Source organism: Sporosarcina sp. A2, assembly GCF_050858885.1.
Lineage (GTDB): Bacteria > Bacillota > Bacilli > Bacillales_A > Planococcaceae > Sporosarcina.
Window position 1 is genome coordinate 915192 of the sequence record NZ_CP193898.1, and the last position, 12635, is coordinate 927826.

Consider the following 12635-nt stretch of genomic DNA (forward strand, 5'->3'; position numbering starts at 1 on the left):
ATGGGTGCCTTTCTCGATATACTCTATTTCATCGTTCCAATATCAATTGCTTACGCTGCGCCTCTAATCTTTACCGCAATTGGCGGTGTGTTCTCTGAACGTTCAGGTGTCATTAACATCGGACTCGAAGGACTCATGGTTATGGGAGCTTTTGTAGGAATTGTCTTTAACTTGTTCTTCGTCGATACATTTGGCGCATGGACGCCATGGGTATCGATTTTAGCTGCAATGCTCGTTTCAGCAATTTTCTCACTCATGCACGCAGTTGCTTCGATTACTTTCCGAGCAGATCAGGTGGTATCTGGTGTTGCAATTAACTTGTTAGGTATTGCAATAGCGCTATTTTCTGTAAAAATGATTTATGGAAAAGGACAGACAGACTTCATCCAGAAAAATATTCCAAGATTCGATATTCCATATTTACAAGATATCCCGGTTCTTGGACCGATGTTCTTTAAATCGGTTTATGGTTCGTCCATTTTAGCAGTAGCTGTTGCATTTCTAGCATGGTTTGTTATCTTCAAAACGCCATTTGGACTACGTTTACGTTCCGTCGGAGAGCATCCGATGGCAGCAGATACAATGGGGATTAAAGTGAATCGTATCCGTTATATCGCTGTTATCATTTCAGGTGGCCTTGCTGGAATGGGTGGATCTGTATATGCTCAAACGATGACAAATGACTTCGGTCACGCAACAATTAACGGACAAGGTTTCATGGCTTTGGCTGCAATGATCTTTGGTAAGTGGCATCCAATCGGAGCAATGGGAGCAGCGTTATTCTTCGGGTTTGCCCAAGCGCTCGCAATCAGCTCTTCAGGGATACCATTCATGCAAAATGTACCTTCCGTATTCCTATATATTCTGCCGTATGCACTTACAATTATTGCTCTTGCCGGCTTTATTGGAAAAGCAAATGCACCAAAAGCAATTGGAGATCCTTACATCAAAGGTTCTCGATAAACATCAACTGCTCAGAGTGTCCGAACTATGGACACTTCGAGCAGTTTTTTGTTAAATCCATTCACTTGTATGAGTTCGTTTGGAAATGTATAGTGAAGTTGGAAAGAAGCATACTAAGAGTACTCGCGAATTGCGTGAGACGACCTACACATACTTATCCTATAGATTGAGGTGTTTTTGCATGTTTCAAAAAAATGAACTCCAACCAGGCGTTAATTTGTTCACACGTCAAACCGCGCAGTTTAAAACTGTTAGTGTTGCAATTAAATTCACTGCACCACTAACTGAAGAAAACGCTGCATCACGTACAGTATTAGCAAATGTTTTGGAAGATTCAACAGCACATTTTCCAACGCGTACAAAGTTACGTCAAGCACTAGAAGAACTCTACGGGGCTGTATTCTATACAGATACAAGCAAACGGGGAAATGAACACATTTTCACGGTATACGCTGAAAGTGTCAATGAAGAATATTTGCGTAATCCAGATGTTCCGGTCTTTGAACAGTTACTTGCACTTGTAACTGAAAGTATCTTTGAGCCTAATTTGAAAAATGGTTTCTTTGATAAGTCAATCGTAGAACGTGAAAAACAAACAGTTATTGACCGTCTCGGATCTGTTTACAACGACAAAACCCGGTACGCAAATAAGCGCATGTTGGAACTAATTCGTGCGGGGCAACCTGCATCCCAGTCCTCCTATGGAACGGAGCAAGCTGTCTCAGCTGTTACTCACGAGTCACTAAAAGAAACATACGAGCAAATGGTGAATGAAGATACAATTGATATTTATATACTCGGTGACGTGGATACAGAAGAGCTAACAGCTCGAGCACAAACTTTATTCCCATTCAAGATAGAAACACGCAATTCTGTTTCAGCTACAATGGCTACATCTCCTTCAACTCATGCAAAACACATTCGTGAAAAGCAAGATATGAAGCAAGGAAAGCTTAATATGGCTTATAGTACACCCGTTAATTTTAAACATCCGGATTATTCTAAAATGCAAATGATGAACGGTGTCCTTGGCGGATTTGCACATAGTAAGTTGTTCGTCAATGTTCGTGAAAAAGAAAGCTTAGCTTATTATTGCTCTAGTTCTTACGCATCCCATTATGGACTGCTCTATATTATGTCTGGGATTGATGCAGAACAGGAGGAAAAGACGGCTCGATTGATAGATGAGCAAGTTGAAGCTATGAAACATGGTGAGATTTCTGATTTGGAAATGCGACAAACTCTTGCGCTTCTATCAAATAGCATTCGAAGTTCATTTGACTCCGCGAAGGGTCAAATTGAAATCTTTGATCAGTATAAATTAGTGGATGAAGACTTTTCAGCAGATAAACTAATTGAGAAGTGGGAGCAAGTCACTAAAGAAGACATTACGCAGATGGCAAATACGCTTACGAAAGAAATCACGTATCTTCTTTCAGGAAGGGAGGCAATGGATCATGAATAAAATTCATTTTGATCAATTACAAGAAACTCTATATCATCAAGAACTTGAAAATGGTTTGAATGTGTACGTTCTCCCAAAAGAAGGGTTCTCTAAGACATATGTAACATTTACAACAAAATACGGATCCGTTGACCGAACGTTCATCCCTCGTGGCGGAAAAGAATTAGTAACAGTTCCTGACGGGATTGCACACTTTTTAGAACACAAAATGTTTGAAAAGGAAGATGGAGATGTATTTCAGGAGTTCAGTGAAAATGCTGCTGCAGCAAATGCATTCACATCTTTCACACGCACTTCCTATTTGTTTTCATCCACATCCCGTTTGTTTGAAAATACGAAAACACTACTAGACTTTGTACAACAACCGTATTTCACTGAAAAAACGGTAGAGAAAGAAAAAGGAATTATTGCACAAGAAATTACCATGTACGACGATCAGGCAGATTGGCGCCAATACTTTGGTACAATTGAAAATCTATTTGAAAATCATCCTGTTCGTATTGATATCGCAGGAACCGTAGAAACAATTCAAGACATTACAGCTGAACACTTGTATGAGTGTTACGAGACGTTTTACCATCCATCAAATATGGTATTCTTTGCTGTTGGAAATGTAGATCCTGAAGAAATGCTTGCGTTTGTCCAGCAAGATCAGAAAGCGAAATCATTTGAAGCTCCACAACCAGTTGTTCGAAGCTTCCCAACTGAACCAGACACTGCTGCAGTAAAACGCAGTGAACTCCACATGGATGTCACTAAGCCTAAGCTGATGATAGGTTCCAAATGTCGTCATACAGAGATGTCTGGAAAAGAAATGCTTGTCCGTGAAATAGCATCAGATGTGACATTGGATATTCTCTTTGGACGCTCTTCTGAATTTTTCACAACAGCTTACAACGAAGGTTTGATTGACGAATCATTCGCTTATGAATTCAATCTTGAGAATGGTTTTGGCTTTGCAGCAATCGCATCTGACACGGATCGCCCTGCAGAACTTGAGAAACTTATTATGAAAGTTCTTGATGATGCTAAAAACAATTGGACTATTACTGAAGAGCAACTTGAACGAATTCGCAAGAAGCGAATCGGACTATTTATGAGAGCTTTGAATTCTCCTGAGTATATTGCCAATCAGTTTACCCATTACAATTTCAATGAAATGAATTTGTTTGACGTAGTTCCTGTGTTGGAAGCATTGAAGACAGACCAATTAAAAGATGCATTCAATGATTTCTATTACAAGGATGGACAAACGGTTATGACCATTTATCCAACGGATCAGACGAAGTGAGTACAGAACGCCGAGCCCTCGTGCTCGGTGCGTCTGGAGGAATTGGAGAGTCCATTTGCAAGAAGCTAGCACACGAAGGATGGTCGGTGTATTTACATTACAATAATGGTGAAATAGCGGCTAACGTATTACAGCAATCATTAGCGAAACAATATCCGAGTGCAGAATTCATCTGTGTGCAAGCAGATTTCTCACAACGTGGAGCTGCTGATCAATTAGCATCTAAGTTGAGTGATGTTCGTGCGGTTATTGTTGCGAATGGTCAGTCGTTGATGAAGTTGTTAACGGAAACAACAGAAGATGACATGGAATCGCTGTGGCGCGTTCATGTTCAAGGACCTATACGTTTGGTCAGTTTACTCTCTGCGGGATTGAGAGACTACACTTCCTCCTATGTCATCTTCATTGGTTCTATATGGGGCAACACAGGTGCTGCAGGGGAAGTGCTGTATTCTAGCGTAAAAGGTGCACAGCATGCATTCGTTAAAGCATTTGCGAAAGAATCCGCGTATGGCGGAGTTCGTGTGAATGCAATTGCGCCAGGTTGGATAGAAACGAGAATGAATGACGAAATACCTGAAGACGAGCGCGTGTTAGTGATGCAGGAAATCCCTCTTATGATTCCAGGTAAGCCGGAAGAAGTAGCAGATCTTGTTGTGTTTTTAACAAGTGGTAAGGCGGATTATATGACTGGGGAGATCCTGAAGTTGAACGGCGGCTGGTACATCTGAGCAGTCCGTCTTCAATTGGATCTCCTTGTTTTAGTTTTTTCCTTTCACTTAGACGTTAATTCAGCTATTATAGAAACTAAGCGGTTTGTTTTTGCGTCCTAACTAATGAACGATGTAATGACAAAGGAGGGGTTCCATTGGGTGAGTGGTATCTAGAATACAAATTGCAGGTGAATCGTCCTGGTCTCTTAGGGGATATTGCTTCACTGTTAGGTATGCTCCGAGTCAACATTGTTACAATCAATGGAGTAGACGCTAGTACACGTGGTATGCTTGTTCGTACAGAAGATGATGACCAAATCAGAAGGTTTGAACTGATTGCTTCTACAATGGAACAAATCGAAATTCGTAAAATAAGAGAGCCGAAATTGCGTGACGTTCTTGCAGTCAGGCATGGAAGATACATTCATCGTAATTCAGATGAGCGCAAAACTTTCCGATTCTTACGAAGTGAATTAGGTATATTAGTAGATTTCATGGCTGAAATATTTAAACAGGATGGCCACAAGCTGATTGGCGTTCGTGGCATGCCGAGGGTGGGGAAAACAGAATCGGTTGTTGCTGCAAGCGTTTGTGCGAATAAGAAATGGATCTTCCTTTCATCCACAATGATTAAACAAACAGTCCGTAACAGTTTAATGGGCGATGAATTTTCAAAAGATAATATTTTCATTTTAGATGGAATTGTTACGAGAAAAGCTGAAGACGAACGCCATATGCAATTGGTCCGAGAGATGATGCGACTTCCATCAACTAAAGTTGTTGAGCATCCGGATATGTTTGTTCAGCACTCAGAGTATTCGATTGAAGACTTTGACTATATTATCGAACTGCGTACAACCCCCGATCAAGAGATTACATACGAAGTCATCGAGAAAAACGAGATGAATTCTGGCCGTGATAGCGCAGGCGGCTTTGGGATGTTCAATTTTTAAAACAGGCAGGTGATAACGTTGTCCGGTTTAGGTGATTGCCTTAAAGAGGCGAGAAAAGCAAAAGGGTATAGCTTGGATGATTTACAAGCGATTACGAAAATTCAAAAGCGCTATTTGGCTGGAATAGAAAATGAAGACTACAGCATGATGCCAGGTGCATTTTATGTACGTGCATTCATTAAGCAATATGCTGAAGCAGTAGGACTTGATGCGCAAGAGATGTTGTCATTGTATCGAGAGAACGAATCTTCTGCACAAATGAAAGAAGAAGAAGTGCAACGAAGCGCTCCACAGATGTCGCAATCAGGCGGTTATATGAAATCGAGTAGAATGAACGAAGTTCTACCTAAAATTATTGCCGCACTATTCATCATCGTTATTCTTGCAGTAGTGATATTTCTTTATAAACATCAGGCGAACTCACAGAAACCTGAAGAAGTAGAATCTACGAATGAAATTACGGTAGATAAGAATGAAAAAGAAAAACCTAAAGTAGATTTGAACAAAGAGGGAACAGATTCAGATGAAGAAGCAGGTCAGGATGCTGAAAAACCTGATGAGCCTGAAGAAGAACCAGTAGAAGAACCGAAACCTGAACAGACACTTACTCAAGGTACTGTAGAAGGTGCAAACACAACATTTGCTTTGGAAAATACGGATACGTTCAATCTCTCCATCAAAGTTAAAGAAGGCGGAGAATCTTGGATAGGTGTTACCGATCAAAGCGGACAAGAACTTCTTCCTAACGGAGCTCGTGTAATGAAAAATGGCGAGGAAGCTCAACTAGAACTGACAGATCAGTCATCAGCTAGAATTCGCGTGGGACGTACCCAGTTTACGGAGATTCTTGTAAACGGGAAACCGTTGACGTATCCAAATGATACCGTGACGCAAAATATCATTATTGAATATAAAAAATGAAAATAGTCATCTGCGAAGATGACTATTTTCTTTAAACCCTGCTTTTAGGCGGGGTTTTTGAAAGAGTAAATCTAACGAAAAGAGGGTGCACGATTTTATGAACTTGCCGAATAAAATAACGGTATCACGTGTCTTGCTAATTCCTGTATTTATCGTGTTCATGTTAGCTGATTTTGGAATGGGGAAGCTGACTATCGGAGGAACCGAACTATCTATTGAACAATTTATTGGCGGTCTTTTGTTTATCTTTGCTTCAGCTACGGACTGGCTAGATGGTTACATTGCACGAAAACATAATCTAGTTACAAATATGGGGAAATTCTTGGATCCACTAGCAGATAAACTTCTCGTTTCTGCGGCATTTATCATTTTAGTAGAATTCGGATTAGCTCCCTCTTGGGTTGTCATTATTATTATAAGCCGTGAATTTGCGGTTACCGGTTTACGTTTGCTACTTGCTGGTGAAGGCGAAGTCGTTGCTGCGAATCAGTTAGGGAAAATTAAAACGGTTACTCAAATATTAGCCATTTCTTCATTACTGTTAAACAATATTTTCTTTGAAGCAATTAATGTGCCTTTTGGTACGATTATGCTTTATATTTGTTTATTCTTCACGATCTGGTCAGGACTGGATTATTTCTTTAAGAATAAGCACGTGTTAACAAAGTCCATGTAAAGGGGATGACATCACTTGAGAGCTGAAATCATTGCGGTGGGGTCCGAGCTTTTGCTCGGCCAGATTACAAATACAAATGCCAAGTTCATCTCTGCACAACTTGCTGAAATTGGAATAGATGTTCATTATCAGACTGTTGTAGGAGATAATCCCGAACGATTGGAAGAAGCGATACAAATTGCTGAAAATAGGGCAGATTTAATTCTGTTCTCTGGTGGTCTCGGTCCAACGAAAGATGATTTAACTAAAGAGACCATTGCCCGGCATATAGGGGTTGGACTTGAATCGAATTCAAAAGCATTAGTTTCAATTCAAGCTTATTTTGAACGGACAGGAAAACAAATGACTGAGAACAATAAGAAACAGGCACTTGTGTTGTCCGGTTCAACTGTATTAGAAAATCGATTCGGAATGGCTCCAGGTATGGCAATCCATGCGTATGAGAAAACGTATGTACTAGTACCAGGACCTCCTCATGAAATGGAACCGATGTTTAGAGATGAGGCAATTCCTTATCTTCAACTTATTACTGGAAACCAAGAGATTATTGTTTCAACCGTTGTGAAATTTTATGGAATTGGTGAGGCTGAGCTTGAACACAACGTACAAGATCTTTTAGAATCGCAAACCAATCCAACCATAGCCCCTCTTGCTTCAAAAGATGCGGTCACTTTAAGAATAACAGCGAAAGCCGAGTCAGCTGAGGCTGCTAACGATTTAATCGAACCGGTCCTTAAAAAGCTTCATGAGCAAGTTGGTGAGTACATTTATGGTACGGATGATGATACCTTGTCTTCTAAAGCAGCTCAGCTATTAATTCAATCTGGCCTAACTATTTCTGCCGCTGAAAGTTTAACTGCGGGCCTGTTCACATCGTTACTCGCTGAGGAACCTGGAATTAGTGTTTCTTTAAAAGGCGGAATGACAGTTTATGATGTTGACGCTAAAACGAAGCAGCTCGGAATCGATGATCAATTGATTGAAAAGTATGGGACAGTAAGTTCTGAATGTGCTGAAGCGTTAGCTAAGACTATCCGAGAGAAATTTAAAACGGATATTGGAATCGGATTAACAGGAGCAGCAGGCCCGGATATGCATGATGGACAACCAGCTGGAACTGTTTGGATCGGTATCTCCTTTGCAGACAAAACGGAAACCTATCAGTTACAGTTATCTGGATCACGTAACGCAAATCGGTTAAGAGCTGCTAACTTTGCTCTTTATTATCTCATTAGAGAGCTAGAAGCTAGGTAACGTGAAAATTAAGATTTCAAGCCTATTCTCAATTAAAATCCAATAAAGAGCTTGTTTCTCAATTAAAACACGATTTTAAAATAAAAAGTCGAATACTCGTTCGCTTTTTTCTTGTTTATTTTTCTCGGAAGGAGTATAGTAGTGATAGATAGAAAACACCTTGAAGGAGGAATTATTTTTGAGCGAACGTAAAGCGGCTTTAGATCAAGCACTTAAACAAATAGAGAAGCAATTTGGTAAAGGATCTGTTATGAAACTTGGTGAGAAGACTGATAGAGAGATGCAAACATCTTCTACTGGTTCACTTGCACTTGACTCTGCACTTGGAGTTGGTGGTTATCCTAGAGGTCGTGTAGTTGAAATCTATGGTCCTGAGAGTTCGGGTAAAACGACTGTTGCGCTTCATGCAATTGCAGAAGTACAAGCCGCAGGTGGAACTGCTGCATTTATCGATGCTGAGCATGCGCTAGATCCTGTCTATGCTCAGAAGCTTGGTGTAGATATTGACGAGCTCCTATTGTCACAACCAGATACAGGCGAGCAAGCACTTGAAATTGCTGAAGCACTCGTTAGAAGTGGAGCAGTCGAGATGATTGTTATTGACTCTGTAGCAGCACTTGTGCCAAAAGCCGAAATCGAAGGCGAAATGGGTGACACTCACGTAGGTTTGCAAGCACGTTTGATGTCACAGGCGCTACGTAAGCTATCAGGTGCTATTAATAAATCGAAGACGATTGCGATCTTTATTAACCAAATTCGAGAAAAAGTCGGTGTAATGTTTGGTAACCCAGAAGTTACACCTGGTGGGCGTGCATTAAAGTTTTATGCATCTGTTCGTCTTGAAGTTCGTCGAGGTGAAGCAATTAAGCACGGTACTGATATAATGGGTAATAAAACTAGAATCCGTGTTGTGAAAAACAAAGTTGCACCACCGTTCCGTACAGCTGAAGTAGATATTATGTATGGAGAAGGAATATCTAAAGAAGGCGAAATTGTCGATTTGGGCGTTGAAGTAGAAGTAGTCCAAAAGAGTGGCGCTTGGTATTCTTATGAAGGAGAACGAATGGGACAAGGTCGTGAAAATGCGAAGCAATTCTTGAAAGAGAATCCATCGATTCGTTCTGAAATCTCCGATAAAATCCGAAGTAGCTACGGATTGACAAGTGAAAATTATGTAATTGCAGCTCATGATTCAGATGACGAAGAAGAGTTAGAATTATTTGACGAGAAAGAGTAAGTATAAGGCGCTATTCGAAATCGGTCCTTCTCATATGAGGAGGACCGATTTTTCTATTTTGTTTTACTGGGTGAATGCATTTATATGGACCACCGTAGAATCATAGTCTCATCATCTCTCCCGTCTTGACATGGGAATATGACACCGATACAATTAGAGTTGTATAATTCTCACCATTTGAAATGAATTTGGCGGTATATTGAAAGTCGATGTACAAGCCAACTGAAAATGAAAAAATAAGCAAGAGGAGGTGACCTGAATGGGTATTACTATCATCTCCGCTTTGCTCGGTCTCATCGTCGGTGCAGTTGTTATGTTTTTGTACAACAAAAACGTGAATGAATCAAAAGTGACAGGTGCAAAGCACTCCGCTGCAACAATCGTTGAAGAAGCGAAGCGCGAAGCGGAGGCATTAAAAAAAGAAGCACTTCTTGAAGCGAAGGATGAAAATCACAAATTGCGCGTTGAGGCAGAAACGGATATCCGTGAACGAAGATCAGAACTTCAGAAACAGGAAAACCGTCTCCTGCAGCGGGAAGAAAATATGGACCGCAAAGATGATTCACTCAACAAGCGAGAAGCAAGTCTGGAGCGCAAAGATGATGCGCTATCCGGCAGACAACAGCATATTGAAGAGATGGAACGCAAAGCGGAAGAATTGGTTGCCACACAGCAGACAGAGCTTGAAAAAATTTCAGCTTTGACACGTGATGAGGCAAAACGTCTAATCCTCGATGATGTAGAGCGAGAGCTTTCTACAGATATCGCTGTCATGACAAAAGAATCCGAGCAACGTGCAAAAGAAGAATCAGAAAAGAGAGCACGTGAAATCCTATCTCTCGCTGTCCAGCGGTTTGCAGCAGATCACGTGGCAGAAACGACAGTATCTGTCGTAAACTTGCCGAATGATGAAATGAAAGGCCGTATCATTGGTAGAGAGGGACGAAACATTCGTACTCTGGAAACATTGACAGGCATTGATTTAATCATTGACGATACACCTGAAGCAGTTATACTTTCCGGTTTTGATCCGGTTCGTCGTGAGATTGCAAGACTCGCGCTGGAAAAACTCGTTGCGGATGGAAGAATCCACCCAGCACGAATTGAAGAGATGGTGGACAAGGCTAGACGAGAAGTCGATGAGCTAATCCGTGAAACTGGAGAGCAGACAACCTTCGACATCGGTGTCCATAATTTACATCCAGATCTTATTAAAATTTTGGGACGTTTGAAGTTCCGTACTAGTTATGGACAAAACGTTCTGAAGCACTCAACGGAAGTTGCATACCTTGCTGGATTATTAGCAGCTGAACTTGGCGAAGATGTTACATTAGCGAGACGTGCAGGATTACTTCACGATATTGGTAAAGCAATTGACCATGAAGTGGAAGGAAGTCATGTACAAATTGGTAAAGAACTTGCTGTCAAGTACAAAGAGCATCCAGTAGTCATTAACAGTATCGCGTCTCACCATGGTGACGAAGAAGCAACATCAGTTATCGCAGTACTTGTTGCGGCAGCAGATGCATTGTCAGCAGCTCGTCCAGGTGCACGCAGTGAAACACTTGAAAACTACATTAAACGTCTTCAGAAACTCGAAGAAATCTCTGAGTCTTATGAAGGTGTTGAAAAGTCATTTGCAATTCAGGCGGGCCGTGAGGTTCGTATTATCGTACGTCCGGATATTATTGATGACATTACTGCTCATCGTCTAGCTCGTGACATTCGAAAGCGAATTGAAGAAGAACTAGATTATCCCGGACATATTAAAATTACGGTTCTCCGTGAAACACGTTCTGTTGAGTACGCAAAATAAGGGAAAGTGGCTTCCTGCTGAATGCTGGAAGCCTTTTTCTTTTTGGAAAAGAGGAAAAGAAAATGAAAATATTATTTATCGGAGATATCGTCGGGTCACCCGGCAGAGATATGGTTTTTGACTATTTACCCCGCCTTAAGCGAAAGTACCAACCAGATGCAGTTATTGTCAATGGTGAAAATGCTGCTGCAGGACGCGGGATAACTAAAGCCATATTTGATGATTTAATTCGTGCAGGTGTTGACGTAGTAACTATGGGAAATCACACATGGGATCACAAAGACATTTATGACTTTATAGATGAAACAGATTCTCTAATTCGACCTGCTAACTTTTCTGAAGATGCTCCTGGTTTAGGGATGACTTATATCGAACGCGGGGGAGTCACACTTGCTGTTCTTAACTTACATGGACGTACTTTTTTACCCCCGCACGATGATCCATTTAAAAAAGCAGATGAACTTTTGAAAGAAGCGAAAGAGCGAACCCCTCTTGTGTTTGTCGACTTCCACGCAGAAGCCACAAGTGAAAAAATAGCGATGGGTTGGCATTTAGATGGACGTGTATCAGCTGTTGTTGGGACGCATACACACGTTCAAACGGCAGACAGTCGTATCTTACCAGAAGGAACGGCTTACATTACTGATGTAGGAATGACTGGACCGTATGATGCGATACTAGGAATGAAGAAAGAAGATGTTATTTATCGATTCCAGACAAATATGCCCGTCCGTTTCCAAGTGCCTAAAGAAGGAAGAGCACAATTGAACGGGGTTATCATTGACGTCGACAATCAGACAGGACGTGCACATTCTATTGAAAGACTGATGATTAATGAAGATTCTCCCTTTCAGTCTTGAATTAGGCGTCTAATTGTTTCCTCTTCTTCATAGGATGGTGCATGGAGAACTGCATTCCATACACCACTTTAAATAAGGAGGAAACATCAATGAATCCATTAAAAGTATCTTCTCGCTCGAATCCCAATTCTGTTGCAGGTGCGCTCGTTGCAGTAATTAGAGATCAGGGGTTTGCCGAAATGCAGGCTGTAGGTGCAGGTGCCTTAAATCAGGCTGTAAAAGCAGTCGCAATTGCACGTGGGTTTGTGGCTCCAAGCGGGAATGACTTAATATGCGCACCAGCATTTGCTGATATCGAAATTAATGGTGAAGGCAGGACAGCGCTCAAATTGTTAGTTGAGAAAAGAACTCGTCAGCAATCATTGTGAAACCGAAACTGTGGAGAATTTCCCTCCGCAGTTTTTTTCTGTGACAAATGGGGGACAATCCCTTATCTTCGTATACAGATGTGAAATGCTTCAGTATAATGAGGGTACCTACTGTTTG

At 41.1% G+C, this 12635-nt stretch carries 12 protein-coding genes; all 12 read left to right on the plus strand.

Going from position 1 to position 12635, the window contains the following annotated elements; genetic code table 11:
- The 12 genes from ACRPI0_RS04180 (at position 1) to ACRPI0_RS04235 (ending at position 12517) form a co-directional block, all read left to right on the plus strand.
- The gene (locus tag ACRPI0_RS04180) at positions 1-963 is read left to right on the plus strand and encodes an ABC transporter permease (protein ID WP_432355029.1); all 963 of its coding nucleotides are present in this window, start codon (positions 1-3) and stop codon (positions 961-963) included.
- Between the two features lie 181 nt (positions 964-1144).
- Positions 1145-2428, plus strand: coding sequence for an EF-P 5-aminopentanol modification-associated protein YfmF (gene yfmF, locus ACRPI0_RS04185; protein WP_432355030.1), 1284 nt, complete (start codon positions 1145-1147; stop codon positions 2426-2428).
- The gene (gene yfmH, locus ACRPI0_RS04190) at positions 2421-3719 is read left to right on the plus strand and encodes an EF-P 5-aminopentanol modification-associated protein YfmH (RefSeq protein ID WP_432355031.1); all 1299 of its coding nucleotides are present in this window, start codon (positions 2421-2423) and stop codon (positions 3717-3719) included. Before yfmF ends, yfmH begins: the two co-directional genes overlap by 8 nt.
- The gene (ymfI, locus tag ACRPI0_RS04195; RefSeq protein ID WP_432355032.1) at positions 3716-4450 is read left to right on the plus strand and encodes an elongation factor P 5-aminopentanone reductase; all 735 of its coding nucleotides are present in this window, start codon (positions 3716-3718) and stop codon (positions 4448-4450) included. Before yfmH ends, ymfI begins: the two co-directional genes overlap by 4 nt.
- Before the next feature lie 137 nt (positions 4451-4587).
- Complete coding sequence (locus ACRPI0_RS04200; protein WP_432355033.1) at positions 4588-5385, plus strand: DUF3388 domain-containing protein; 798 nt, start codon at positions 4588-4590, stop codon at positions 5383-5385.
- Between the two features lie 9 nt (positions 5386-5394).
- Complete coding sequence (locus ACRPI0_RS04205) at positions 5395-6306, plus strand: helix-turn-helix domain-containing protein (RefSeq protein ID WP_432355034.1); 912 nt, start codon at positions 5395-5397, stop codon at positions 6304-6306.
- A 97-nt stretch (positions 6307-6403) separates the two neighbouring features.
- Entirely contained in the window at positions 6404-6982 is a 579-nt protein-coding gene (pgsA, locus tag ACRPI0_RS04210) for a CDP-diacylglycerol--glycerol-3-phosphate 3-phosphatidyltransferase (RefSeq protein WP_432355035.1), read from the plus strand.
- A 15-nt stretch (positions 6983-6997) separates the two neighbouring features.
- Positions 6998-8236, plus strand: a complete 1239-nt coding sequence (locus tag ACRPI0_RS04215; protein WP_432355036.1) for a competence/damage-inducible protein A — start codon at positions 6998-7000, stop codon at positions 8234-8236.
- 178 nt (positions 8237-8414) lie between these two features.
- Positions 8415-9473: a recombinase RecA gene (recA, locus tag ACRPI0_RS04220; RefSeq protein ID WP_432355037.1), complete on the plus strand. Its 1059-nt coding sequence runs from the start codon at positions 8415-8417 to the stop codon at positions 9471-9473.
- 259 nt (positions 9474-9732) lie between these two features.
- Entirely contained in the window at positions 9733-11289 is a 1557-nt protein-coding gene (gene rny, locus ACRPI0_RS04225) for a ribonuclease Y (protein ID WP_432355038.1), read from the plus strand.
- Between the two features lie 62 nt (positions 11290-11351).
- On the plus strand, positions 11352-12149 hold the full coding sequence (locus ACRPI0_RS04230; RefSeq protein ID WP_432355039.1) for a TIGR00282 family metallophosphoesterase: 798 nt from the start codon (positions 11352-11354) through the stop codon (positions 12147-12149).
- 89 nt (positions 12150-12238) lie between these two features.
- Positions 12239-12517, plus strand: a complete 279-nt coding sequence (locus ACRPI0_RS04235; protein WP_432355040.1) for a stage V sporulation protein S — start codon at positions 12239-12241, stop codon at positions 12515-12517.
- Positions 12518-12635 lie beyond the last annotated feature (118 nt).